The 25,175-nt window shown below is 64.4% G+C and carries 23 protein-coding genes, 1 tRNA gene, 1 other RNA gene and 1 pseudogene; 13 read left to right on the forward strand and 13 right to left on the reverse strand.

Features of this window, described 5'->3' with window-relative positions; all coding sequences use genetic code 11:
* Positions 1 to 30: 30 nt before the first annotated feature.
* Positions 31 to 969, reverse strand: coding sequence for a tRNA glutamyl-Q(34) synthetase GluQRS (gene gluQRS / locus LKE06_RS08115; RefSeq protein WP_227997994.1), 939 nt, complete (start codon positions 967 to 969; stop codon positions 31 to 33).
* On the reverse strand, positions 966 to 1,469 hold the full coding sequence (locus tag LKE06_RS08120) for a DUF309 domain-containing protein (protein ID WP_227997995.1): 504 nt from the start codon (positions 1,467 to 1,469) through the stop codon (positions 966 to 968). Before LKE06_RS08120 ends, gluQRS begins: the two co-directional genes overlap by 4 nt.
* Positions 1,470 to 1,886: 417 nt before the next feature.
* Here LKE06_RS08120 and LKE06_RS08125 point away from each other — a divergent pair, with 417 nt between their 5' ends.
* Entirely contained in the window at positions 1,887 to 2,087 is a 201-nt protein-coding gene (locus tag LKE06_RS08125; RefSeq protein WP_227997996.1) for a DUF397 domain-containing protein, read from the forward strand.
* 115 nt (positions 2,088 to 2,202) lie between these two features.
* Here LKE06_RS08125 and qcrB read toward each other — a convergent pair whose 3' ends face one another.
* Positions 2,203 to 3,852 (reverse strand): cytochrome bc1 complex cytochrome b subunit, encoded by a 1,650-nt coding sequence (qcrB, locus tag LKE06_RS08130; protein WP_227997997.1) that lies wholly within the window; start codon positions 3,850 to 3,852, stop codon positions 2,203 to 2,205.
* A 171-nt stretch (positions 3,853 to 4,023) separates the two neighbouring features.
* Between qcrB and LKE06_RS08135 the strand changes: the two genes are divergently transcribed.
* Positions 4,024 to 5,436, forward strand: a complete 1,413-nt coding sequence (locus LKE06_RS08135) for a wax ester/triacylglycerol synthase domain-containing protein (protein ID WP_227997998.1) — start codon at positions 4,024 to 4,026, stop codon at positions 5,434 to 5,436.
* A 19-nt stretch (positions 5,437 to 5,455) separates the two neighbouring features.
* Here LKE06_RS08135 and LKE06_RS08140 read toward each other — a convergent pair whose 3' ends face one another.
* A complete protein-coding gene (locus LKE06_RS08140; RefSeq protein WP_227997999.1) occupies positions 5,456 to 5,884 on the reverse strand; it encodes a hypothetical protein in 429 nt (142 codons plus the stop codon).
* A gap of 269 nt (positions 5,885 to 6,153) precedes the next feature.
* On the opposite strand from LKE06_RS08140, the gene LKE06_RS08145 reads away from it, so the two are divergent.
* A complete protein-coding gene (locus tag LKE06_RS08145) occupies positions 6,154 to 6,735 on the forward strand; it encodes a TIGR03086 family metal-binding protein (RefSeq protein ID WP_227998000.1) in 582 nt (193 codons plus the stop codon).
* Positions 6,736 to 6,742: 7 nt separating this feature from the next.
* On the opposite strand, the gene LKE06_RS08150 is transcribed toward LKE06_RS08145, so the two are convergent.
* From LKE06_RS08150 to LKE06_RS08160, 3 genes are all read right to left on the reverse strand, one after another.
* The gene (locus tag LKE06_RS08150; RefSeq protein WP_227998001.1) at positions 6,743 to 7,087 is read right to left on the reverse strand and encodes an MmcQ/YjbR family DNA-binding protein; all 345 of its coding nucleotides are present in this window, start codon (positions 7,085 to 7,087) and stop codon (positions 6,743 to 6,745) included.
* Positions 7,088 to 7,137: 50 nt separating this feature from the next.
* Positions 7,138 to 7,296, reverse strand: coding sequence for a hypothetical protein (locus LKE06_RS08155; RefSeq protein WP_227998002.1), 159 nt, complete (start codon positions 7,294 to 7,296; stop codon positions 7,138 to 7,140).
* A gap of 388 nt (positions 7,297 to 7,684) precedes the next feature.
* A complete protein-coding gene (locus LKE06_RS08160; protein WP_227998003.1) occupies positions 7,685 to 7,996 on the reverse strand; it encodes a hypothetical protein in 312 nt (103 codons plus the stop codon).
* Between the two features lie 148 nt (positions 7,997 to 8,144).
* Between LKE06_RS08160 and LKE06_RS08165 the strand changes: the two genes are divergently transcribed.
* The 3 genes from LKE06_RS08165 (at position 8,145) to LKE06_RS08175 (ending at position 11,319) form a co-directional block, all read left to right on the forward strand.
* A complete protein-coding gene (locus LKE06_RS08165) occupies positions 8,145 to 9,272 on the forward strand; it encodes a CapA family protein (protein ID WP_227998004.1) in 1,128 nt (375 codons plus the stop codon).
* 395 nt (positions 9,273 to 9,667) lie between these two features.
* Complete coding sequence (locus LKE06_RS08170; RefSeq protein ID WP_308188318.1) at positions 9,668 to 10,249, forward strand: MspA family porin; 582 nt, start codon at positions 9,668 to 9,670, stop codon at positions 10,247 to 10,249.
* Positions 10,250 to 10,701: 452 nt separating this feature from the next.
* The gene (locus LKE06_RS08175) at positions 10,702 to 11,319 is read left to right on the forward strand and encodes a DUF8020 domain-containing protein (protein WP_227998006.1); all 618 of its coding nucleotides are present in this window, start codon (positions 10,702 to 10,704) and stop codon (positions 11,317 to 11,319) included.
* Between the two features lie 1,061 nt (positions 11,320 to 12,380).
* Here LKE06_RS08175 and LKE06_RS08180 read toward each other — a convergent pair.
* Together LKE06_RS08180 and LKE06_RS08185 are read right to left on the reverse strand one after the other, a co-directional pair.
* Positions 12,381 to 12,468: transfer RNA gene (locus LKE06_RS08180), tRNA-Ser, on the reverse strand.
* 55 nt (positions 12,469 to 12,523) lie between these two features.
* Positions 12,524 to 13,576, reverse strand: coding sequence for a hypothetical protein (locus tag LKE06_RS08185; RefSeq protein WP_227998007.1), 1,053 nt, complete (start codon positions 13,574 to 13,576; stop codon positions 12,524 to 12,526).
* A 118-nt stretch (positions 13,577 to 13,694) separates the two neighbouring features.
* On the opposite strand from LKE06_RS08185, the gene ffs reads away from it, so the two are divergent.
* Together ffs and LKE06_RS08195 are read left to right on the forward strand one after the other, a co-directional pair.
* An RNA gene (ffs, locus tag LKE06_RS08190) (signal recognition particle sRNA small type) lies at positions 13,695 to 13,789 on the forward strand.
* A gap of 188 nt (positions 13,790 to 13,977) precedes the next feature.
* Positions 13,978 to 15,267: an aspartate aminotransferase type Ic gene (locus LKE06_RS08195; RefSeq protein ID WP_305082792.1), complete on the forward strand. Its 1,290-nt coding sequence runs from the start codon at positions 13,978 to 13,980 to the stop codon at positions 15,265 to 15,267.
* Positions 15,268 to 15,350: 83 nt separating this feature from the next.
* Here LKE06_RS08195 and LKE06_RS08200 read toward each other — a convergent pair whose 3' ends face one another.
* Complete coding sequence (locus tag LKE06_RS08200; protein WP_372477297.1) at positions 15,351 to 16,199, reverse strand: methyltransferase domain-containing protein; 849 nt, start codon at positions 16,197 to 16,199, stop codon at positions 15,351 to 15,353.
* A 149-nt stretch (positions 16,200 to 16,348) separates the two neighbouring features.
* Complete coding sequence (locus LKE06_RS08205) at positions 16,349 to 16,588, reverse strand: hypothetical protein (protein WP_227998008.1); 240 nt, start codon at positions 16,586 to 16,588, stop codon at positions 16,349 to 16,351.
* Between the two features lie 166 nt (positions 16,589 to 16,754).
* Here LKE06_RS08205 and LKE06_RS08210 point away from each other — a divergent pair, with 166 nt between their 5' ends.
* The 4 genes and pseudogenes from LKE06_RS08210 to LKE06_RS08225 all read left to right on the forward strand — a co-directional run bounded on the left by LKE06_RS08210 (position 16,755) and on the right by LKE06_RS08225 (position 20,902).
* Positions 16,755 to 17,339, forward strand: a complete 585-nt coding sequence (locus LKE06_RS08210) for an HhH-GPD-type base excision DNA repair protein (protein WP_227998009.1) — start codon at positions 16,755 to 16,757, stop codon at positions 17,337 to 17,339.
* A gap of 6 nt (positions 17,340 to 17,345) precedes the next feature.
* A pseudogene (locus tag LKE06_RS08215) lies at positions 17,346 to 17,677 on the forward strand (hypothetical protein); the annotation flags it as partial.
* A gap of 69 nt (positions 17,678 to 17,746) precedes the next feature.
* On the forward strand, positions 17,747 to 19,222 hold the full coding sequence (locus LKE06_RS08220) for an MFS transporter (protein WP_372477298.1): 1,476 nt from the start codon (positions 17,747 to 17,749) through the stop codon (positions 19,220 to 19,222).
* 390 nt (positions 19,223 to 19,612) lie between these two features.
* Positions 19,613 to 20,902: an ROK family transcriptional regulator gene (locus tag LKE06_RS08225; RefSeq protein WP_227998011.1), complete on the forward strand. Its 1,290-nt coding sequence runs from the start codon at positions 19,613 to 19,615 to the stop codon at positions 20,900 to 20,902.
* A gap of 193 nt (positions 20,903 to 21,095) precedes the next feature.
* Here LKE06_RS08225 and LKE06_RS08230 read toward each other — a convergent pair whose 3' ends face one another.
* Positions 21,096 to 22,724, reverse strand: coding sequence for a DUF2207 family protein (locus LKE06_RS08230; RefSeq protein ID WP_227998012.1), 1,629 nt, complete (start codon positions 22,722 to 22,724; stop codon positions 21,096 to 21,098).
* Positions 22,725 to 22,867: 143 nt separating this feature from the next.
* Here LKE06_RS08230 and LKE06_RS08235 point away from each other — a divergent pair, with 143 nt between their 5' ends.
* Positions 22,868 to 24,004 (forward strand): neutral zinc metallopeptidase, encoded by a 1,137-nt coding sequence (locus LKE06_RS08235; RefSeq protein ID WP_227998013.1) that lies wholly within the window; start codon positions 22,868 to 22,870, stop codon positions 24,002 to 24,004.
* A gap of 173 nt (positions 24,005 to 24,177) precedes the next feature.
* Here LKE06_RS08235 and LKE06_RS08240 read toward each other — a convergent pair whose 3' ends face one another.
* The gene (locus LKE06_RS08240) at positions 24,178 to 25,002 is read right to left on the reverse strand and encodes a hypothetical protein (RefSeq protein WP_227998014.1); all 825 of its coding nucleotides are present in this window, start codon (positions 25,000 to 25,002) and stop codon (positions 24,178 to 24,180) included.
* Positions 25,003 to 25,175: the final 173 nt, after the last annotated feature.

Below are 25,175 nucleotides of genomic sequence, written 5' to 3' on the forward strand. Positions count from 1 at the left end.
AGTGATCTGAAGATCGGTCGAGTCCGTACGTTACGGACAACGGGTGCGTTGCAACAACCCATTCCGGTCGAGGACCCATGGTTCTCGGGGCAGACCGGTTGGCGCGAAAACGTCGAGAAGCTCGGTTGGCGACACCGGCGGATAGCCGAGGGAGCAGGCCAGTGCGGCGGCGACTCGCTCGGGAGAGTTGCCGAGGACGGCCTGGTCAGCGAGGGTCACGGCACCATCGCGTTTGGCCAACCGCTTGCCTTCTACGTTCAATACCAGTGGTACATGGGCATATTGCGGAACCGGCAGCTCGAGCAGCGACGCGAGGTATGCCTGCCGGGGCGTGGAGGGCAGCAGGTCATCGCCACGCACCACCTGCTCGATGCCTTGGGCGGCATCGTCCACCACGACAGCCAGGTTGTAGGCGGGAATGCCGTCGCCACGGCGTAGCACGACGTCGTCTACCTGGCCCCGGAACCGTCCGTGCAGCTCATCGACGATCTCGAAGTCTGTTTCCGTCGCGCGCAGGCGCAGCGCGGCGGGCCGGCCGTTGGCTCGGTGTTCGGCGCGCGCGGCCTCGGACAGGGTGCGGCAGGTACCGGGGTAGGCGCCCATCGGTCCATGCGGCGCGGTGGCGGACTGCTGTATTTCTCTTCTGGTGCAATAACACTCATAGGTGCGCCCGGCAGTGGTCAATCGATCGATCGCTGCTCGGTAGAGCGCGAGCCGCTCGGATTGCCGCACTACCGGGCCATCCCAGTCCAGTCCGATGGCGGCCAGATCCGCCAGCTGTCGCGGCTCGGCGCCGGGACGCACCCGATCCAGGTCGTCGATCCGCATCAGGAAGCGCCGCCCCGTCGAGCGGGCGAACAGCCAGGCCAGCAGGGCGGTGCGGAGATTGCCCAGGTGGAGGTCACCCGATGGGCTCGGCGCGTATCTGCCCGCGCCTACCGCATCGGACCCGATCCGCGCGTCGATCATGGCTGGGCCCGCAGATACGGCCGGAGTCGTTGTGCGGAGATCGCTGTTGCTGAATCGAGCTCCGCGAGCAGTGACTTCGCGTGGGCGATCAAGCCGGGGCCGTCGATTTCGTAGGGGAATGCGATATCCGTTTCGCGGCTATCGTCCGATTGGTAGTCGGTCAGCCGGGTGATCGCTCGAGTGAGCAGCGTGCGCGCACCCTTGGGGTTGCCGCGTTGGATGTGCGTCAGAGCGACCGCATATTGCGCGAGACCTTGCCACAGCATCCGCTCGGCGAACGGCCCGTTCTTCCATGCGGCCTCCAATACCTCGTGTGCGTTGAACGCCAAGCCTTCATCCAGCAGTTGCTGGGCGTAGGAAAGAGTTTGCTGGGGCGGCAGATTCAGGTCATCGGGAATACGCGGTACGCCGGGGCTACCGACCGGTAGTGGGCGTCCGAATCTATCGCGTGGGCGGGGATTGCGGGCGCGACCTGCCTCGTCGCGTGGGCGTTCGACCATGGCCCCATGATCCACGGGGTGGCGCGAGCCTGTCGAGGCGAGGGGTTTCGGAGGCGATTAAGTGACGGATCACGGAGTTATCACATCGACACGAAAGTTAACCTGGCACGCGTTGTCCGAAAGAAAATCAATGACTGGCAATGTCTCCGCAACATTTCATCTTCGCAAGATTGGCAAATGCGATGGTCGCGTGAGCAAGAGATCGGCAAATGGTCGATGAACCTGCTAGTCTTTAGCCAGCGGGGGCAACCCCGTGGGTGTATTCCACCTCGCAGCGCAGTGTGATCACAAGCTATGTGAAAGTGGCGCGTTACCACTGGGCGCACCACGGGATTCGGCGTTACCGCCGAGTGCCGGTGCTAGTTAGAACGATGTCAGAAGAATTCTCGTTCTCGACGCAGCAAAGGAGCTAGTGCCGTGGAGGTTGATTTCACGGACGCTGTGTGGCGTAAGAGCACACACAGTGGTCCCGACGGGAACTGCGTGGAAGTCGCATTTCTTGTCGACGGCAAAGTGGCGGTTCGCGATACCAAGAATAACGGATATGGTCCGGTGCTGGCCTTCGCGCCGGGTCGGTGGGATGAATTCCTAAGAAGAGTTGCGGCGGGGGAGTTCTGACGCGACTGAACCACAGTTGCGTGTAAGCCGGCCAGCATGGGCCCCGGGTCGAAAAGGACTTGGGGCCTTCGCGCTGTTCAGAGCACAATTCGTGCCCACCGCCTTTCGCGGGCGATTAGTGGTCGCGTGATCCGTCGCCGCTGTGCGCGATGGTCTGTTCCTGGTCTTGAACCTGGCGCAGCACCGCGAGTTGTTTGTGCTCTTCGTCGTGCTCGGTTGCCAGATTGCGTTCGGACTCCTGCCGGGGATCGGCGCGGAAAAAGCTGCCCGTGCCGGGTTTTCCTGCGGCACCTAGCTTGCTCATCTTCCGTGGAACCGGTGCCCCCTGATATTCCAGTGGAATCGGATGCCCGTGCTCGTCGACCGGGCCGAGCGGCTGGTGGATTTCGATGTATTCGCCATGCGGCAATTGCCTGATCACACCGGTTTCCACGCCGTGTTCCAACACCGCACGATCGCTGCGCTGCAGGCCGAGGCACATCCGATAGGCGATGAAGTAGGCCAGCGGGGGCAAGGTCAGAATTCCGATCCGCCCGGCCCATGTTGTCGCATTCAGTGAGATGTTGAACTTCAGCGCCAGGATGTCATTGACGCACGACAGCGTCAGCACCACGTAAAAGGCGATCACCATGGCGCCGATCGCGGTGCGCACCGGCACGTCGCGCGGCCGTTGCAGCAGGTTATGGCCGACGTAGTCCTTGGTCAGGCGTCGTTCGATCCAGGGGTAGCTGATAAGCAGCGAGAACACCAGTCCCATGATCAGCGCACCCCACACCGGCGCGGGCACCGTATAGCGTCCGAGATACAGCTCCCACGGAGGTATCAGGCGCATCATCCCGTCGGTCCACATCATGTAGAAGTCCGGTTGCGAGCCCGCCGACACCTGAGACGGGTTGTATGGCCCCATGTTCCATATCGGGTTGATCTGCAACAGACCGCCCAGGACCGCGACGATGCCGAGGGTGAATGCGAAAAACGCGCCCTGGTCAGCGGCGAACACCGGCACGATTCGGGCGCCGACCACATTCTTTTCGCTGCGGCCGGGACCGGGGAATTGTGTGTGCTTCTGGTACCAAACCAACGCGATATGGGCGGCGATCAGCGCCAGCATGATGCCGGGGAACAGCAGCACATGCGCGATGAACAGCCGCGGGATAATGATCGTGCCCGGATAGTCGCCGCCGTAGACCAGCCAGTGCATCCAGGTGCCGATGACCGGGAGCCCGAGCATGATCGAGGAGAACGCGGCACGCAGGCCGGTGCCCGACAGTAGGTCATCGGGCAGGGAGTAGCCGAAATACCCCTCGAACATCGCCAGGATCAGCAGCAGCGTTCCGATCACCCAGTTCGCCTCGCGCGGCTTGCGGAACGCGCCGGTGAAGAAGACGCGGAACAGGTGCACGATGATCGAAGCGGCGAAGAGCAGTGCGGCCCAATGGTGCACCTGACGGACGAACAGACCGCCGCGCACCTCGAAGGAGATGTTCAGCGCGGTCTCGTAGGCACGTGACATGGTGACGCCGCGTAATGGCTGGTAGGAGCCGTTGTAGACGACCTCGGCCATCGACGGGTCGAAAAATAGGGTGAGGTACACGCCCGACAGCACCAGGATGATGAAGCTGTAGAGCGCGATCTCGCCGAGCAGGAACGACCAGTGCGTCGGGAAGACTTTGTTGATCGAACGTTTGACGAAGGCCGCCGCCCGGTATCGCTCATCCGCGGAATCGGCCTGTGCGCTGAGCTTGCGACCAACCTGACCAGCCATAATTAACACCCCGCACCCTTTGGGTGAGCGATACTTTCCCCTACTACAGAAGGTAGCAGAGGATCTGGGCGGAATCGATAGGTTCGTCGAGCACCGTTGCCGAACAAGATCATTCGCTGGATCGGGGCGTCGCGATCACGGGTTCGGAAGGCGGCCGATATTGTCGAGCGGGTGAGCTCGTTGGCCGCATCGGACGCGATGATGTACTGGCTGTCCAGGCGCACCCACAACGATCTGTTCCTGCTGTATTGCTTTGCCGATTCCGCCAGCCCGACCGCGGAACTGCGCGCACTTGTCGAGCGGCGTAGCGCGCGGATCAGTGAACTTCGGGTTCGGCTGCGTGCGGTGCCCGGCGATCTGGATTATCCATCCTGGGTGCCCTGCGAATTCGTCGCCGAGCAATTCCTGGAACACGCTTTGTCGGAGGCGAATTGGCCGGGCGTGTTGGATGGTCTCGGCAAACTCCTCGGTACGGGAGTGGACGCGACTGTGCGGCCGTGGCGAGTGCATATTTTTCGCGGAGTACGCGGCGTACCGGGGCAATTGCCCGACGCGGCGCCGGCGCTGGTGGTGGTGCTCCAGATGTCGCATGCCCTGGCTGACGGGCGGGGTGCCGCTCGGATTGCTCGAACGTTGTTCGCGGAGTCCGATATGACCCGTCCGCCTGATAATGGCTCGGCGCTGCGGCCGAGTGCGGCTACCTCGCTCTCGGCAATCACGGATTCGGTATCCGGTCTGCTGCGGACGCCGATACAGGTGGTGCGGACGGTCGTGCGCGGCTACGGTGCCTACCGGGCGCAACAGCAACTTGCCGAATTGACCTCGACCGGTCGACTGCCCGCACCCGGACCCGGCTGTATGCCGAGCGCAGTGAACCGGCCGCTACTCGCGGGACGGGCGGACCATGCGGCCCGCATGATCGTGTGCGATGCCCGACAGCTGCGCGGTACCGGCCGGACGGTGACAGTTGTTGTGCTGACGGCGATTTCGCAGGCACTGGCACGTTATCTGGAGTCGCGCGGCGAACCCGTGGACCGCCTCGCTGCCCAGGTGCCGATGGCGATAACCGGTACGTCGTCCGGGGTTCGCAATAACTACCGCAACCTCGGCGTCGACCTATTCATCGACGAACCGGATCTGACCGTGCGCGCGGACAAGATCGCGGCGGCGCTCGCCGCTGGCCGAGTCCGCGCCGAGCATCCGCTGCTGGCGGCGCGGGACCTGGTGACAGCCGTCATTGCGGCCCCATTACTGCGCCGTGACGTGGACCGCTACCCGATCGACACCGTCCCCGACTCGATTGCGGGACACACGGTGGTCTCCAGCGTGGACCGTGGCCCGGCCGACCTGACCTTCGGCGGTGGCCGAGTCCTGTTCACCGCGGGGTTCCCGGCCATCGGCGCGGTAATGAACCTGACCCATGGGGTGCACGGCCTCGGCGACACCGTCACGATCTCGGTGCACGCCGACCGCGCGGCCGTGCCCGACCCCGACGCCTATGTCGAGTTGGTTCGTGAGGCGTTGCGCGCGGTTACCGCCGTGCCTCGAGGCGACGCGAGCGTGCGTGATCGACAGTCCCGATGACGCTGCGGATAAATGGGTGTCAGCCGCGCCGTGGCTGACCCGTCGCTGCTGCGACACCTGGGCCGAGCGTGGCGCCCTCGAAGAATTCGGTTTCGCTGACCCCGAGCCGTGAGGTGACCAGGTCGAGCGCCTGCCGCACCACGGCCGATTCGTCGACCGCGACAACCTGGGATTGCTCGAGCCGGGAGGTGCCGCGTTCGATCCGGACCTGGCAGCGCCACGCGCGCCCAGTCGCATACCGTTCCGGTCGCCCGATCATCACCCGGACCGCAGTGCCGTTGGCGGTGAATTCCTTGGTCGCCAGCAGATCGCCCGCGAGCGTATCTCCAACGATCATCCCGCGTGCGGTGCCGCGGCGTACGACGTGGTGGCTATCGGTCATCATGCCCATCGGATTCTCCCGGTCTTCCACGACGGCCTGGGAAGTCCACCGCCTCCCATTGCGCATGAGCGTATCCCCACCCGCAGCTATTCAGCAACATTTCAGCTAATGGCCGATCGTGGCCGATGTACCGACGTACATAACCGCTATGTCCGTGCTCGGGCATACGAGCAACGCCGTGGCGGCTACGGTGACCTGATTCGCCGTCTGACCACAACATTTACGGCCGACGACATTGTGGCAACCGTCTTCCGATGAGTTCCGGACGCGGCTGCCGTCTATATCGCTGTGGGCGCCTCGCGCCTGGAGAGTGTGGACCCTGAGGAGGGAACGTCATGATCGATCTGAAACCGGCCTGTCACACGATGATCGAGTTGCTGATAGGTACTTCCGAGGACGGGCTGGCGGACCCGACCCCGTGTGCCGAGTACAACGTTGCGGGCCTTATCGACCACATCAGTGAGGTGGCGCGCGGGTTCGCGGCGATCGCGGGCGGGGAGACCGGCGAGCCACAGGTGGCCGGCGCCGAGTCCGTCGCTGTGAGTTTCGGCGACGAACTGGCCACGGCTGCCGAGCGGGTGCGGACGCTCGGGCAGGTGTGGGACGACGCGGCAGCTTGGCAGGGGAGCGCGGAGTTCGCGAGTCTGGAGTTGCCGAATGAAGTGTGGGGGAATATCGCGCTCACCGAAATGGTGGTGCACGGCTGGGATCTCGCCGTTGCCACCGCCCGGCCCGTCGTCACGCCCGACCCGACGCTGCTGGCCTGCCTCGAGCATGTCGCCTGGTTTGTCCCGAACGCTCCACTTCCGGAATTGTGGGGTACCGCGTACGACGTTGCCGCGGACGCCGAACTCATCGACCGGATCGTGGCTATCACCGGGCGCGATCCGCGCTGGAATGCGGCTGTGGCGCGTTGATGGCCGGCTATTTCCAGTCCGGCACCTCGGCGAGGAGTTGTTCGGGGGCGGATAGGCGCCACGCCTCGAAGACCAATTCGGATAGCTCGTCGATCTCGACGCCCGCCAGGTAGACGACCACCCAGCCGAATCCGCCCGCGGTGAATTGTTCCTCGAAGACCTTCGGGCGTTCGGCCACCAGCGCCTGCTGTTCGGACAAAGTCTGCTTCAAGCCGACAGTTTGTGTTCGCGGCCAGTAGTAACCGAACCGCTTGCCGCGCACGCTGAACGTCGTGAATTTTTCGCCCTTCGCGCGTTCCACGTCGACGAGCGAGTCCACGATCCGGAAGAACTCGTCATCATGCACAGCCACTACAGACTCCCACTCGACAGAGCCCGAAGTATATGTCCGGCAGCTATCGGTCAGTCGGCCGGTACGACGCTGTCCAGGAAGGCTTCGACAGTGTCGACCACACTCTCTAACCGTGGTGAGCGGAACAGGTCGAAAGAATGCTGCGTGCCCGGGAGTTCGGCGTAGACGACACCGTTACGTGACTGTGCGCGAGGCTTTTTCGAGGTCATCGACCTGCGCCGCAAGATCCGGCACACCCCCGAACAGAACAGTCCCCGGTAGTCTCCATCGAATCCATGAGCCTCAGTCGTCGCTGACTGCTCCGGTTTCGATTGGCTTGCCGGGGGCCTGGCCAGATCCTGAAAAAGCGTCTCCGTAGCCGCCGAACGTCTCCGCTGACCACGCGACTCTCTCCGGTATTCCGGTGTAATAACTAGTCTCCTCTAGTTCTGCCTCCAGTCAATACTTCGCTGCTCGGAATATGTATTAATTTTCTGGGCGATCGGCCGAACCAGAAGCCGGACCGTGCTGTCCATCGTCGTGCCGGGGTTTGGGGGTAGGAGACCGGCTCGAGCGCGAGGCCGATGGCGCTATCTCGAAATGGCCGGATCGGTTCGGTCAGCTACTGCCGAACATGCCATTGGGAAACATGTTGTTCCAACCGTAGTTCCAGTCATTGCCCTGGTCACGGTCGCATCGATGATCATCGCGGTCGCGCTGATCGTTGTTGCCGTAGCGCCAGTTGTCGTCGCGGTCGCACCGCTGGTTGTCGCGGTCTTGGGGGTAATCCGTCCGCACGACACCGGGGGTAGACGGCGCCGCCATTGCGGGAACCGCCACCGCCGTCGTTGGGACTGTCATCGCCGCTGCGACGAGTGCGACCTTCACGAGCAGCCGGCCGCCGCCGGTGCTGTGGGTCCGTTTGGTCATGATCACTACCTTCTTCCAGCGAGTTTCGTCGTGTGGACGTACCCCGCCGAGTTGTCGAGTTTATTGACATTTCCCCGACTCACTGATCGTAGGACCGCACCATCGGTCGCCGCCAGCACCGGAGCCGACCCAATTTGCTCCGATCCCGGTGGCCGGGATCGATAATGGTGATGTGGCGACGGTGCTACTGGGTGGCGATGTCATGCTTGGCCGCGGCGTGGACCAGATCCTGCCGCAACCCGGCGATCCGATGCTGCGCGAACAGTATGTGCACGATGCGCGGACGTATGTGGAGTTGGCCGAACTCGCGCACGGCCCGATTGCCCGTCCCGTGGATTTCCGCAGGCCATGGGGTGATGTTCTGCCGATCCTCGCGCAATTCGCCCCGCAGGTGCGTTTGATCAACCTGGAGACCTCGATCACCGCCGACGGCTGGTTCGCGCCCGCCAAGGGCATCCACTACCGGATGAACCCGGACAACCTCCCGGTCTTGACCGCCATCGCGCCCGTCGTCTGCGCACTTGCCAATAATCACGTCCTCGATTTCGGTACCGACGGGTTGTCCGACACCCTCGACGCGCTCGATATCGCGGGCATCCAGCGGGCCGGAGCAGGTGAGGATCTCGATAATGCCTGCGCCCCAGCACTATTCGAACTCGATGACCGACGCCGGGTGGTGATCGTCTCGATCGCCGTGGGATCGAGCGGGGTCCCGGCGGGCTGGGCGGCGCGCCGCGGTCGGCCGGGGCTGTGGCGGATCGGCGATGCACCGAGCCTTCGCGCTGCTGACGGTGTGGCGTCAGAAGTGTTGGCGCACAAGCGTGATCGCGATACCGCCATTGTCTCGATACATTGGGGACCCAACTGGGGTTATGGGGTGGCGCTGAGCGAAATTCAGTTCGCACACCGGTTGATCGATGCCGGAGTGGATCTGGTGCACGGACATTCCGCACATCATCCGCGGCCGATCGAGATCTACCGGGGTAAACCGATTCTGTACGGATGCGGCGACGTCATCGACGACTACGAAGGCATCGGCGGGCATGCGCGGTACCGCCCCGACCTTCGTCTGTTGTATCTCATATCCATCGAACCCGATGCAATGCAGGTGCGATTGATTCCGCTGCGAATTCGACGCATGCGCCTCGAATCGGCCGCGCACAGTGAATGCCAATGGCTGTGCCAAACAATCGAGCACATAAGCCACGCGTTCGGCACCCGCGTCGCGCCGCGGCCCGACGGCTTGCCGGTGGTATTCGAGGCTGTACAGCGCTGAGGTGGCGGGGCACGGCAGCTCCCGAACTTCATCTTCAGATGGATCGTCGGAATCATGGGGACTGGACTCGTGCCGATGTTCCTTCTGTTCCCGCAGGATGGGACCGTCGACACGCCTGCCGCGGCGACCGATCGGCACGGTGTCCGCGTTATGCTTTCCGATCGTTAGCTATTTGGGATCTGATTCTGCGATATCGAGCCAATGCACATCTGCTTCGAGTGGAGGCCCCGGGTATGCGACGTCCGTTCATTATGGCTGTGGCGGCTACTGCCGCGGTCGGTTCAGCCGCCGCTGGTTTATGGATCGGTAACGCGGAACCCAGCCATGCCCAGCCGCCCGGTACGGATGTATCCGGCTCTGGAGTTCATCTGATGGCGTCGGTCGACTCTATTGAGGTGAACCCGCCTGGTGACCGGACTCCGAACTACCTCATGACCTTCTCGCATGCGACGCAGGTGTCCGGGAATTACTCGGTCACCGTGGAGGAGGGCTCGATCGTATCGGGTCAGGCCGTCGCCGGGTTCCTGCTCGGCTGCGGGATCAGTGTGGCCGGCGGCGTCGGCGTCGGAGTTTCGCCCCAGCAGGGGCTCGATTACAGCATCTCCCCGTCATTCAGCCCCCCGTCATTCAGCCCTCCGAGCGCCGCCGTGCCCAGTGCGACAAGTGCTCCCAGCATCAGTCCGCCGAGCGTCACTCCCCCCAGTTTCAGCCTCGGGCCCAGCGTCGGTGGTTCGCTCGGCCTAACGGAAAACCTGGGGGTGACCTTGGCGCCCGGCGAGGTCACTACCGCGACCACGGCGACGGTCAACCTGGACAGCGCGACGGTTTTCCCGTTCCACATCGCGTTCAACAACACAGCGCTGAACGTCTCCCAATGCGCCTCCCCGGTGGCGGCGGTTCCCTTCGTCACCGCCTCGGTCTCCACCACGGAGGGGTTGGTGCAGACAACCGCATACGGCGACCAATTCACCTTCTGACCGCAACGACTCCACCAGCGAAAAAATCGGCGTGAAGGGCGGAGATCCCCGACTCGTGCCCCGCAGGCCCATCATGACGCGAATTCGATTGCTCGATCAGGTCCTCGTGTCTGTTTAGCATGGACGTGGCCGAGACTTGGTTGGGGAGCGGGACTTGGTTGGGTAGCGGGATGGGAAGAGGCGCCGATCGACCGGGCCTACGGCGCACTCGCGATCCGGCGGGGACCATCGCGGGAGCTCGGTTCGAGCAAATGTGTGGCATCGCACGTAGGGCTTGACTGCCTCGCATATTGATTCGCGGCACCACATCTACCGTCGGTAGCCAAATCCTAGCTATTGCTGAAGTTTCGCAGCAACAAAACCCCAATGCGCGACAACAAATTCCGCACGCTAACGTTCTGATCCTGTCCCCTTGTCATGGGGGCAAACAAAGTGGAGGGAATTCAAGAAATATGAAGTTCGGAAAGATCACTGCTGCCGTTTTCATGGCCGTCACCGCGGTGGGGATTACCGCGGCCACCGCCAATGGACAGCCCGTCGTGGCGAGCGACCAGCCGGCGGCAGTGACCCCGGGGGACGCGACTTCTGGTGTTGCGCACGGAATCAATTACCACACAACGGTTTCCCCAACTGACAAGGTCATCACCTGGGCGGTCGACAGCGGCCGGTTCGAGCTCGCCTCGGACGGTGCCGCAGTGCTGCTGAAATCCGACGACGGCGCGACGGTGGACCAGGTGCCGCTGCGTTCCGAGGTCGCGGGGCTCCCCATCGCGGTGAGCCAGCAGATCAGCGCGGACCGTCGCACTGTTGCGCTGACCCCGACTATGACCCCGCAGGACACCGCCAAACTGCAGGACATCGCGGGGCTGAAGGACATCAGCTCGTACGACCGGCTCATGGAGCAGGTCAACAAGAACCTGCCGGGCATCATCATCGGTGGTGTCATCGGCGCGTTCGTCCCCTTCCTGTGGCTCATCAGCATCCCGGCCGGCGCACTGATCGGCGGATACGTCATGGGTGGCCAGGAGTTCATGGACGCCGTGATCGCGTTCGCCACCGGTCAGCCCTGATCTGACCGAGCGATCCCACGTGGGTGCGCGGGCGATTCCCGGCCGCGCACCCACGTGGCCGTAAGGGGTAGTTATGAGTCGGCCTTGACGCAATCGGACTGAACCCCGCCGCAGTTTCGTCTGGCAGTGCGCGGCGTCGCGACCAGGGCGTACCCATTGGCGGAGGATGGGGGATTTGAACCCACCCAATAATCAGCGCCGAAACAGACTGCAATGCAGTGGATTTGACCGAAGTATCTGTTGCCCTGGGGTTTTGGGCCCCATAGAACGCGATGTGGACTATTCGAGTTTCCGAATCGTGTTTGTCGACAAGGACATTGCGAATATCCCCACTCCAGTAGGTGATTGAAACACGTCCTGGGCCGATTGAACATTCGGCGAGGTTGCCGGATCGGGCCCGGCGATCGCCGTATCAGCAATTGGCGGATACCGCTTCCGGAAAGCGGAACTTCGAACTCACCCGTGTTGTATGCCGGCCGGAATATTCGCGCCGCGGCTGGGCCAGCGCAATCTCCAGTGGGTGTGGGCGGTAGGTGCTGCTGGGTGCACCAGTGAATACGGCTCCGAAAATCAATGAAACGGACTTTGAAACTGACAACAACGGTACAAACCCCGGCAACTGCTACCCAATTCGAGTGGGGCTGAGGTTTCCTGCCTTCTTGGAGGGCTTCGAGCATGGTCCGATAGGACCAAGGAGGAGTCATTCGTGGCAGCACCGAAGAAGTACCCCGACGAGTTGAAGGCGCGGGTGGTCTGGTTGCATCGGTAGCCCGATCCCAAGCCGACGGTTCGGAAGCTGGCTCAGCAGCTCGGGGGGCAATCGCGGACCTGGCGCTGAGGGGTCGCAACTACCAGCGCCCTATAGGGGATGTGATCCCCTATCCCGAGGCTTGTTGACGCGGTCAGCACGCCCTCCACCTGCGGAAACGGCTGTGATCGGCTCTGAAACCGCCCTAATAAGCCCTTATGGGCAACAAGACTGAGCGTTTGCCGGCAGCGATAGCGCAATTAAGAAAAACGCCCCTGACCAGCCATTAAGGCTGGATCAGGGGCGTTTGCCCTGGCGGAGGATAGGGGATTTGAACCCCTGAGGGCGTTAACCCAACCCGCGTTCCAGGCGAGCGCCATAGGCCACTAGGCGAATCCTCCGTGCAGCAGCATACCGGTTGCACCCCGTCAGTCGCCAAATTGGGCAGGTCGGAGGCTATTTACGCAGGCCGGCCAAGACCTTTCTGGCCTGTGCCTCACCGGCGGCGGCGACCGCGGACTTATCGATCGAGGTTTTGGAGTAGATGTTTATCTGGATCTGGACGGAGAGGTTGCTGTCCAGGACGCCGACGGTGTAGTCCAGCGTGTTGAAGGAGCTGGACGCGTCCTCCTTCGAGGAGAAATACGCCTCTTCACCGAGGTTGCTGATCGCCCCGGAGGCACGGCCGGTGCCCGAGGTGCCGGTGTCGTATTCCTTCCAGGACTTGTAGGACGGTGAGCCGTATTTGCTGGCGAAGTCCGCGTCCATGGTGAGGGTGGCGTCATTGATGCCGGTGCCCTCGTTGCGGGCCCGGCAGTTCAGCGAGCCGCCGCCCCAACGCGAATCGGGTTGGTTCTCGGTGTGGGTGACTTCCTTCTGGCTCGGCGCCCACTGTCCGAGGATGGTCACGTCGACGAGGTTGCACGAATTGGTGACCTTGTCCATGGCGTAGTTGCCCTGCCAGGACTTGTCGTCGTCACCGCTGACGCTCCGCGCGGCCACGACCAGACCACCGACCAGGGCCACGACAAGGACGAACGCGGCGATCCCGCCGACGATCCACGGAGTCTTGCTGCGTTGGCGGCGCGGCTGATTCGGGTACTGGCCGCCGTAGGGCGACGCCGGGTAACCGGGCGGGCCCACGGGTGGCTGTCCGTACGCCGGCTGCTGCGCGTAGGGAGACTGCTGCGCGTAGGGGGACTGCTGCGCGTAGGGCTGGGGTTGTTGCGCGTACGGCTGGGATTGCTGCGCGTACGGCTGGGATTGCTGCGCGTAGGGCTGCGGTTGCGGGGTGTAGGAGGGCTGTGCGTACGGCCCGGACGTGCCCGCCGCGTACGGCGCTGGCGGCGGGGGCGCGAACTGATCGGCGTCGCCACGCAGGATCGTCGGGTCGGCGCCGCTATCGCCGGCGCTCGGCGCTTCCCACCACTGCTTGGTTTCCTCCGCGGAGCTTTCACCGGGCTTGCCGAGGGGTACCTCGTTGCCGCCGTGTGCGTTGTTGTCTGCCACCTGTTCATCCCCTCGGGTATCGGGAGAGCCCCTCCGATGTTGCACAGATCGTAGCCAGTGATCGCCGACGTGTGTGGGCCCCGGATGGGTGAGTGGGATCGATGCCGCTACACTGGCCATCGGATCCCGCGCGGCGCGCATCCTGTGAACTCCCCCAGGGCCGGAAGGCAGCAAGGGTCAACGGGCTCTGCCGGGTGCGCGGGGTCCCCTATATCTACTGCTCGGGCGACGAATTTCCATCCGCCCGCTTGGAGCGTCGCGAGGGCGAAGGCCCGGCCCTATATTCCCTCCCAATTCCGAGCAACAGCCGGGTAACGTGAACTACGGTCCGCCGACGGTCAGATGGACATCGGCCGGACATCAACCCCTAGCCCCTTTGTTGCTTCGAAAGGCTGCCCAGGATGCCCCGGCAAACGCAGATCGGTTTGATGAGCCACGCGGAGCTCGTGTCCGAACACGAGACCCAGACCTCGAATTACGCGACGCTCCGGACCGAGAAGCTCACGCTGGATCTGACCAGGGGCAAACCCTCGCCGGAACAACTCGACCTCTCCGCGGACCTGCTCTCGCTGCCCGGCTCGGGCGACTTCCGTGACGGCACCGGCACCGACTGCCGCAATTACGGTGGCCTGCAAGGGCTTCCGGAGCTGCGCGCGATCTTCGGTGAGCTGCTCGGAATTCCAGTGGACAACCTGCTCGCGGGCAACAACGCCAGCCTCGAGCTGATGCACGACGTCATCGTCTACGCGACGCTGCACGGCACCCCGGATTCCCCGCGCCGCTGGGCCGCCGAGCCCACCGTGAAGTTCTTGTGCCCCAGCCCCGGCTACGACCGGCACTTCGCCATTACCGAGGCGCTCGGCTTCGAGATGATCCCGGTTTCGATGAACCACAATGGCCCGGATGTCCACGCGATCGCCGAGCTACTGGCGGCCGACCCGCAGATCAAGGGTCTGTGGGCCGTACCGAGCTACTCCAATCCGACCGGCGTGGTCTTCTCCGAAGAGGTTGTCCGGGAACTGGTTTCGATGCCGGCGGCGGCACCGGACTTCCGGTTGTTCTGGGACAACGCCTATGCGGTGCATCCGCTGACCGATACTGCCGCGCCGGTGATCGACGTGCTCGGGCTGGCCGCCGCGGCCGGTAACCCCAACCGCCCCATCGTCTTCGCGTCCACCTCGAAGATCACGCTGGCTGGTGCCGGTGTCAGTTTCATCGGCGGCTCGACCGCGAACCTGGACTGGTATCTCGGGCACGCGTCGAAGAAGAGCATCGGGCCGGACAAGATCAATCAGCTGCGTCATCTGCGCTTCTTCAAGGATGCCGATGGTGTGCGCGCGCATATGCAGAAGCATCGGGCTCTGCTGGAGCCGAAGTTCGCACTGGTACTGAAGATCCTCGAGGATCGACTGGGCGCCTCGAAGGTGGCGTCCTGGACCGAGCCGAAGGGCGGTTACTTCATCAGCCTCGACGTGCTGGAGGGCACCGCCGCCAGGGTGGTCGCATTGGCCAAGGAGGCCGGAATCGTGCTCACCGCGGCGGGGGCCCCGTTCCCATTGCGGAATGATCCGGAGGACAAGAACATTCGCCTCGCACCCAGCTTCCCGCAGCTGCCGGAACTGGAGAAAGCGATGGACGGTCTGGCTACCTGCGTGTTGCTCGCCGCCACCGAAAAACTGCTCGGGAAGTAGCCGAGCGGTCTCGATACGCACTGCGGGCGCAATACCGATTCGGTATTGCGCCCGCAGTGTTCTGGTTCGCCGTGTTGTCGCGGTCAGCCTGGCTTATGGGCCAAAACCGCGAACATCGTCACCGATAGGTGGATGTCGCCGTTGTCCGCGCCCGCCTGTAGGTCGGCGATCAGCTGTTCGCGTTGGGTCTCGGTGATAACGCCGCGTGCGACCGCCATCGCCGAGATGCGGGTGACCAGTGATCCGGCGCCGACGCTGCGGTCTTGGACCAGCGCGTGCGAGCCGATCTCGTCGATCACCAGACCTGCCTTGGTCAGTAGCCCGGGCAGCCTGCGTCCCGACAGCGGGTTGGTGGTCGCGGAGGCGAGGGTGTCCACGACATCGCGGACGACCCGCCGGTCACCGGGGTGCACGATCGCGGTTCCCCAGTCGCTGTCCATCACCACGACGCGACCGCCGGGTCGCAGTACGCGCGCGATCTCGTTCGCGGCACGCAGCGGCGCGGTGAGGTGCTGGAATACGCGCTCGCAGAGCACGGCGTCGAAACTGTCGGCGCCGAAGGGCAGGCCGTAGGCGTCGCCGGTATGGAATTTGGCTGACGAACCGAGGTCGGTGGCGCGGCGTTCGGCTGCGGCGAGCAGGTTCGGGTCGGGTTCGACGCCGAGCGCGGTGCCGGTCGGCCCGACCGCGTCCGCGAAGGTCAGTACCTCGGAGCCGGTGCCGGAGCCGATATCGACGGCGTCTTCACCGGGCTGTAGCGCGAGTGCGTCATGGGCCCAATTGCGTAGTCGCCGAATGCCCGGCAGTGCTGCCTGTAGGTCGCGCACATCGACAAGTTGATCGTGGCCCGCGCTGTCGAAGCGGTCCGGGCGCAACCCGCGCATATCCATGGGCTCGATTCCGTCCTTCGGGATGGCCGTCGTCTGAGGCATGGGCGCGAGCCTACGCGGGCCCTCATTGCGCTGCTCGGCGGGGATGTGAGCTGAATCACGATCTTGCTGACATCCCCGCCCGGGCCGCCGAAATCCCGATCGCTGCGGCGGAATCTGTACAGCCGCAGCGCAGCGTTACGGTCGCCGGATCACCACGGCATTCCGTCGCAACCGGCGAAGTCGGCGGAAAAGGGGCATATCGACATGTTCGGCAGCAGGGCATTGGCCGATCCGGTTGACGCGCCGGCGGCGGGTGCGGCCACCTGCGCGCTGTTCGCCGGGGCCGGCTCGAGCGGAAGACCCGGAGCCGCCGCCGCCGTACCCATCGCCATACCGCCGCCGAGGGCGAAAGCCAACACCGTCGCACATCCCATGACTGCACGTTTCACAAGTTTGTCCTTCCATTGAATCCTCTTGCTGCGCAGAACGCTAACGTGGCTCGATGTCGGTGGGTAGCCGAATATTTCGGGGCACTATCGCTGGGGGGTGCTCGCCTGAGTCATCGCATTTCGGGGTAGCCAACCCGTACCCGTGCCGAAGTGCGATGATCGGGTGATGGTGAGCCACCAGCTGTGCCTCGCGCAGGAACCCGAGGCGGACAAGTTGCTATCGCAGGACGACTTCGCCCTGCTGACAGGAATGTTGCTCGATCAGCAGTTCCCGCTCGAGCATGCCTTTCGGGGGCCGAAGAAGATCGCCGACCGGATGGGTGGGCTCGATATCCGCCGGATCGCCGAGGCTGATACCGAAGCGTTCGAACAGTTGTGCGCGACACCGCCCGCGATTCACCGCTATGGCAGATCGATGGCGCGCCGGACCCAGGAGCTCGCCAGGTATGTGCTCGAACACTACGACGGCGACGTCGCCGTGATATGGACCGCCGGTGATCCCGACGGCAAAGAAGTGTTGAAGCGTCTGAAGGCGCTCCCGGGGTACGGCGATCAGAAGGCGAGGATCTTCCTCGCGTTGCTCGGTAAACAGCTCGGGGTTCAGCCGAAGGGCTGGGAAAAAGCGGCCGGTGCTTATTCGGAGCGAGGGTCGCGTCGTTCTGCCGCCGACATTGTCGACGCTGAGTCGTTGCTGGAAGTCCGCGCGTTCAAGAAACAGCTGAAGGCCGCCGCGAAACAGGCGGCAAAATAGGCACCTACCGAATACGACCGCGAGCAGGCGGCCTGGAGCAGGCTGACCAGCATTAGCGCGGGCGCCACTCTCGGCGCTTTACTCGGCGGCATCACCGGCTGTGTCCTCGGCGGTATCGCCGGTGCGACCGTCGCGTCCGCGACCATCATCGGTCTGTTCGGTCCATTCATTCCTGCCGCGGCGGTCGGTTGCGTCGGCGGCATTGCTGCCATCGATGCGCTGGGTACGCTGCTCGGTCAGATTTCCGCACCACTCCGGTGGCCGTCGGTGCAGCTATTCAGTACTTCAACACGATCAACCAGCCCTTCGGCGTGCCTGCTCCGGCTCCGGGCGAATAGGACCCGTGGTGTCCGGGATCGGGGCATAAGCTGCTCGACCTGGAGGTTCATGCGGCTGCATTACATGTGTTGACAACTAATGCGCGTGCATTTAAATTAGCCGACGTGACTCTGACGGCTTCCGCACCAGAAACTCTGACTACCTCACCTACCGCACACACCCCCGATCGTTGGGGGCCCATGCTGTGGGCCGTGTTGTTCGTCGCCGGTCTGGCGATGTTTCTCGACGCCCTCGATGTTTCGATGGTCGGCGTCGCGCTGCCGTCCATCGGTTCGGAGCTCGGTCTGAACACCGAGAGCCTGCAGTGGATCGTCAACGGCTACATCCTCGGCTACGGCGGCCTGCTGCTACTCGGCGGACGAGCCGCCGACCTACTCGGCAGGCGCCAGGTCTTCCTGACCGCGCTGGTCGTCTTCGGCCTCGCCTCGCTAGCGGGCGGCCTGGTCGATGACGGTGCCCTGCTCATCGCGAGCCGAATCATCAAGGGTGTGGCCGCCGCGTTCACCGCGCCCGCGGCGCTTTCGATCATCACCACGACCTTCAAGGAAGGTCACGATCGCAACCGCGCGCTGTCGATCTTTACGGTCTTCGGCGCCACCGGATATGCCTCCGGCCTGATCGTTTCGGGTCTGCTCACCGGTATCGACTGGCGGCTGACCTTCTACGTCCCGGTCGTGGTCGTCGCGGCCGTCGTGGTCACGGCCTACTTCGTGGTGCCACGCAATATCGAAAAGGAGCCGGGCCGTATCGATTTCGCCGGTGCCGCGCTGCTGACCGGCGGTATGCTCGCCGCGGTCTACACAATCGTCACCGCGCCCGAGTCGGGTCTCACCGTTGGCGTGATCATCACCGGCGTGCTGGCCGTTGTCCTGCTCGGCGGCTTCTTCGCGGTGGAGAAGAGGGTTGCCCATCCGCTGGTGCGGCTGAGCATCTTCAAGGTCAAGTCGATCGTGCGGGCCAATCTGGCCGCGCTGGCAATCTTCGGTTCCTACATCAGCTTCCAGACGATCGTGTCGTTGTACCTGCAGAACACACTCGGCTGGGAACCGCTGAAGATGGCTCTCGCGCTGGCGCCGACCGGTGTCCTCGTGGCAATCGTTTCGCCGGTCGCCGGAAAGCTCATCGACCGCTATGGCACCACCCCGATGATCATCGCCTCGATGGCCTCGTTCGTGCTCGGCTACATCTGGTTCCTGGCTCTCGGCGGTAGTGCCGATCCGAACTACGTGGTGGATTACTTGCCCGCGTTCCTGTTGCTCGGTCTCGGCTTCGCGCTCGGCTTCTCCTCGGTCATGGTGCAGGCCACCGAGGGCATCGCCGATCACGAGCAGGGCCTGGCTTCGGGGCTGGTGCAGACCTCGGGTCAGATCGGTGGGGCGGTCGTCCTGGCCATTGTCACCGGCCTGATCAGCGGTGGCGCGGCCACCGGCATTGCCCAGTACCGGCCCGGCCTGTACCTGGTCGCGGCGGTCGCCGCCGTCGGTCTGGCGGCCTCGGCTACCGCACTGCTGACCCGGCGCGAAGCGGTCGCCGAAGCCGCGTAAGGGGAAGAAAGTCACCCGATGGGGTCGCCGTGATCGGCGGCCCCATTCGGCATTTCGGGATAGAACGTGCCGTGGGCCACAGTAGAATCGGAACATGATGTGGGGCAAAGATTTCGGCGAGACGTGTATAGCCGGGTCGCTCCGGGGGCATCGAGAGGGGTTGGTGAGCTCCGGTTTCGGTGTTAGCTTTGATCCCATGTCTGCCAGCCGCCCCACCGCCCCGCAGGTCACTTTCGTGACCGCCGCGCTGGGTCTGCGGCTCCCGTTGACGCGGGAACTGTGTTGTCGCCACTGCCGCAGCTGAGCCTTTCTTCCGGCTCGCGCGCTGCCTAGTCGTCACACGTGTAGGCATGTCCCGTCGAAACGGGACTGGAGCAAGGAATTTTCCATATGTCCCTCACCCTCGAGCGACCCCTGTCCAGGGTCGCGAACGGTCGTGTTCGTGTACAGCGCCCGGTGGTCGCCCCGGAACTGCGCATCGCTGACAACCCGGCGGCCGCAGTGCTGCGGGCCGCGATCGGTGGGCCGGTTTCCCGTGACAATGCCGCGCGCACAACAGGTTTGAGCATTGCGACGGTCAACCGTCAGGTATCCGCGCTGCTGGCCGTCGGTCTGCTGCGCGAGCGGCAGGACCTGACCGCCTCGGGTGCGGTGGGGCGTCCGCGAGTGCCGTTCGAGATTGATCACGAGGCGTATCTGACCCTCGGCATCTACGTCGGCGCGGCGGCAACCAGAATCGTCGCCGCCGACCTGCGCGGCCGGATCCTCGGTGGTCTGGCCATCGCCACCCCGCAGACCGGGGAAGCCTTCGCTACTACGACCATCGCACGCAGCGCCAGAGCATTCCTGCAGCGCTGGCATCGGCGCAAGCCACTGTGGGCTGGTGTCGCGATCGGTGGCCGTGTCGATCCTTTGACCGGCGTGGTCGATCACCCGAAGCTGGATTGGCAGGGCTCGCCGGTCGGTTCGGTCCTCGGCGACGTGCTCGAGTTGCCCGTTTCGGTGGCACCGCACGTGGAGGCCATGGCCGCCGCTGAGCTTTTGCTCCCGACTCCGGAACTGCGGGACGCGGCGGCACAGGGCCGCGCCACGGGACTGGAACGCGGTAGCGGTCTATACTTCTATGTCCGTGAAACCGCCGGTGTGGCAGTCACATTGGACGGTCGAGTGCATACGCCGAGCAATGGGCCCGGCTCTATCGCACATCTTCCCACCGGCTCCGATGTGGTGTGCCCCTGCGGCAGGCGCGGCTGCCTCGAGGTGACGGTCGGTGACCGGTCGCTGCACGCGCGGGCCGTCGGGCGCGGGATCATCCCGGCCTACAACGGCACCGCGGGCTCGACCATCGCCGATCTGTACCGAGCTGCCGAGGCGGGCTCGGAGCCCGCACGGGAACTGCTTGCGGAACGGGCGACAATTCTCGGTCAGACCGTCGCGCTGGTTCGGGACATGCTGAACCCGGACCGGGTGATCCTCGGTGGCCAAGCATTCACCGGATACCGTCCTGCGGTCGCCTATATGGCGCGCGCGTTCCAACAGTCCTCCAGCCTGCCGCCCACCGACATCCGGATCAGCGGATTCGGCGGCAAGGTCCAGGAATTCGCCGCCGTGGTGACCTCGCTGAGCGCGCTGTACGCGGACCCGCTGTCGGCCATGCGCCGCGCGGCGGCCGTCGACTGATCATCGCAAGATCGACGCCGGACTATCGGCCCGGCCGTCGGTTCGCGTGCGGTGGAACAGACTGCGGAGTAATGGGATTCGCCAGTCTTCTCGGCACCGAATCGGGCTTCATCGGATCGGCGGTATTTGTGCCCGAGGACGCGGGCAGTATCGAATGGCAGCCGAATCTGTTTGGCTTCCACCAGATTTCGAGCTATCGGCTGCCGCTGGAGTTGCCGAACAAACCCTCGATCGCGGTGATGAAGTAGGGGAAGTGGGCGGCGAAGCGTTGCAGGTCACGGTCGCGGTCGAAGCCGCCGAACCAGTAGATGCCCGGTTGGGAATCGGCGGCCGGATTCAGGTCGCGGAAGGCGCGAATCCAGTTGTCGGCTCGGCCGCTGATGATGGTGAACGGAAGCGCCCTGGAGAACACCAATTCCTGGTCGGCGGGTGGAATCCGGTCGCGCATAGTCGTATCCAGCCCGCGTTGCAGTGCGCGAATCTGTCCGGCGAGCTCCCGGCCGTGTGCGGTGCGGGCCGGCAGATAGCGCGGCAGCAGCAGCGTCGCGATACCCGCGAGCAGGATCGCGACGCCGACCAGGGCGTGCCCGGAGCTGACGGCGAGTGCGATGGTTACCGCGATGCCCGCGAGGATCAAACCAGCGCCGATCCAAACCGGAAGCCCGAGACGCGACCGTTCGGTGAAAGCGCCACGCGCCACCACGTCCGCGAGCATGGCCTTGCGCACCGGCTCGGCCGGCACGCGGCCGGGGGCGCGCAAGTCGGCCACCGTAACCGAATCGGTGCCCTCGGGCAGCAGCGTCTGGTAGACCGTTCGCTCGTAGTCGCGCAGTTGATCGTCGGCCGCGTTGACCCGGTCGATGCGCCAGTCGGTGTCGCTGATCGGCGTGATCCACAAGTAGCGGCGCACCGCGAGATCCACCACGGTCGCGGCGATGTCGGCGGGGTCCGCGTGCTCGTCGAGTACCACTCCGGCCTCGCCGGGCAGGATGCCTTCCGGCGAGGTGAACTGGACCCGATCGCCTTCGCGCAACAGCGGATCGATTGTTTCCGAACCCGTTGCGGCCGAGGCATTTTCGCGCCGAGCTCGCAACACGAACGCGGCCAGTCCGGCCAGCGCGAGCAAGAGCACTCCGAACGCGACGAGGACCGGTGCGGTTACCGCGAATGGTCCCGGTCCATCGTCACCACGAACATCGGCATTGGCCGGGACGGTCCCGGGTGGTATTTGCAGAGTGAGGTCGATGGAGTCGCCCTTGTGCAGGTCGGACTCCTCGAGGAACAACTCACCGCCGACCTCGATCTGCACGTTATTGCATTTGCGCAGGTTCGCAGGCGGGCCGAGTTTGCAGTCGACAATGCCCATTTCGTAACTCGGACTGACCAGCGACGCATCGATCGACGCGACATCGGCGTTGATCACCCCGAGCCAATGGAACAGCTGGCTGCCCGGCGCATCGCTCACGGTGTTGTGGATGGCGTATTTGAAGGTGGATTCGCCGGGCTTCGCATCGATCGTGAACTGATCGCCCGCGGTCGCGGTGGTGCCGGCGCCCTGGGTGTCGACATCGGTGACCCGAAAGACGCGCTCGACGTCCTTATCTACCTGAAGACGCAGCGGCAGCGACATTTTGAACTCGCGGCCCGGTGGCACGGTCACCTTCTCAGTGACCTCGAGAACGCCCTGCCTGCTGAGCGTCAGCTCGGCGCTGATGGTCACACCCTCGGGCGCGGGCTCCGTGTGGGCGACCGGCGCGGCCGCCAACAATCCCGCAGCGGCGAGAAATAGCGCGCCAGCGGCGCCCCCCCGAAAAGTCAGCATGGCTGCTTACTCTAGACAAGTTGCTATTCTGCGTCAGCCGGGCGGCGCGGCCCGGAAGCGGTAGCGAACCGGTACTCCAAAAGGCCGTGAGCGCTGCACAGGCAATAGAGCTGGCGATCATGAGACGAGGGGGGTACGGGGGCGTGACACAACCACCGTACGGCTATGGACCGGTCCCGTCTGGTGGGCGGCAGGTTCCGCCGCCCGGTTACGGCACGCCCTATGGTCAGCCGGGCTACGGTCCGCGGCCGGGGTACGGTCCGCCACCCGGATATCGACAGCAGCCGGGATATGGGCAGCAGCCCGGATACGCTCCATCGCCGGGTTATTCGCCGCCCGGATATCGGCAGCCCATGGCGCCGCCGATCCCTTACCGACCGCCCGGTCCGCCGCCCGGCCCGCCACGTAAGCGCGGTGGTGGTGCGGTCGCGTTGTTGCTGGTCGTGGTGTTCCTCATTGCCGGTGGTCTGGTGCGATACGCGGTGGCGACCGGCAAGGTCGGGACCGGTTCCTCCGGATCGTCGCCGAGCTTCACCTATACCCCGGATCCCAGTGGCGCATCGGGCCGCGCCGACACCGGAACCAACCCGCTGCTGACCGATGTCAACGCGACTCTGCTTCCAGCGCAATGCGATTACGCGCCATGGGGAACCCAGGTGGATACCGCGCGCAAGTTCTTCGAGACGGCCGCGAGCTGCCTGCATTCGGCCTGGAAGCCGGTGCTGGAGAAGGCGAATCTGCCGTTCCAGGCGCCGCTGCTCAACGTCACCGCGACCACCGCGGGTATTACCACCCCATGCACCGGCACCACCAGCAACTTCGCGGCCTTCTACTGTGGGGCTGACAAGACCATCTACTTGCCGATCAGCCAGTTGCAGACGGACCTGTTCAAGGACAACTGGGTGGTCTACCTGTCGGTGTTCGCGCATGAATACGGCCACCATGTTCAAGCAATGTCGGGAATTCTGCGCAAGGCGAACAGCGAGCGGGTCGACGTGGGCGCGCGCAGCGACAGGGGTTTGGAGCTTTCGCGCCGAGTCGAGTTGCAGGCCAACTGCTTCGACGGCATGTACATGGCCTCGTCGTCCGGTGGCGGGTCGCTGACTTCCGCGCAGATCGGACTCGCCAAACGCGACGCGGGCAATCGCGGTGATCAGCGCGGGGATATGCGTGATCACGGGACTTCCGAGCACGGCGGCGACTGGTTCGAGACGGGCGTCGACAAAAACCGTGCGGCACAGTGCAATACCTTCACCGCGCCGGCGAGTTCGGTGAGCTGACCCGATGACACAGCCGCCGCCCGGTTACGGCCCGCCGCACCGTACGGTCCACCGGCGGCATATGGTCCGCCCGGTTACTACGGACACCCGCCACGGCAGAAATCCGGCCTGCTCGGCGGAAGGCGGCGAATAGCCCGGAATGCGCACATCGCGCCCGGCCACCACCACATGTATCAGCGCCGGGACTTGCGGGTCAGCACCCGCAGACCGCGCCGTCCGGGAACCGGGAGGTCATCGCGGACCGCGATCCATTCGGCCGTGGTCAACCACTGTTGTTGGATGCGGGCGTCGGCGGCGTCGTAGAAGATCCGGCGGCCGTGGTCGTCGCGCAGATCATGTGCCAGCGCCGACCAGCCGGACGGGCGGTTGTACTCGGTCAGATGTGTGTCGAGATAGGCGGCGACCAGGGTGCCGATGGTGTTCACCGGCCGCAGCGAGACGTGCCTGCCGTATTTGGCCGAATGGAAACGCCTTGCGGCACATAGTGATCCAGGTTCAGCATTGGAGGCGATCCAACCGGCGCGCTGGGCTCGCTCGATTAGCCACAGGTGTTTCACAGCGGTGGGCGCGATGTCGCCGATTCGTTCCCGGATGAGGCTCATCACCGGCTCGGACCGCAGTATGTCTCGGCGGATGGGGCCGGTGCCGTGTTCGATCCAATGACTGTGGGCGAGCTGGGCCAAGACGCTGCCGAAGTCGTCGATGCTGCGCTGGGCGCGGCGGCCGAGCCGCTCGATGCGCGCGGCCTCGCGGCGCATCTCGTTCTGGGCGGTGATGGTGCGGATCGCGGCCATGGTCGGCACCTGACCTCGCTCGAGTAGCTCGAGGATCGCGGCAGCCGTCGCCGGATCGGCCGCTGCGGCCACCGGCAGCGAGTCGCGTTTGATCGCGAAATCCTGCGGGCTGATCGCCCGGCCGAGTAGGTCGACGGCGGCATGGTCGTCGGCGAAATCGGTGCTCGAAAGCCAGGCAGCGGCAATATCGTCACGAGACGGCACGGTGCTAGAGCCCTCCGTCGGAACGTGGATGTTTGTTGTGCCCCGGTCGGGATGAGGGACCGGCCGGGGCCACCAACCTGATGAAGGTTTGGCTACCGAAGTTGCCGATGACCACGGTAGCCAGCCAATAGCGTCGATGTCACTTCCGTACACAAATTCGTTATGTACGCAAA

It is taken from the genome of Nocardia australiensis (assembly GCF_020733705.1).
Classification (GTDB): domain Bacteria; phylum Actinomycetota; class Actinomycetes; order Mycobacteriales; family Mycobacteriaceae; genus Nocardia; species Nocardia australiensis.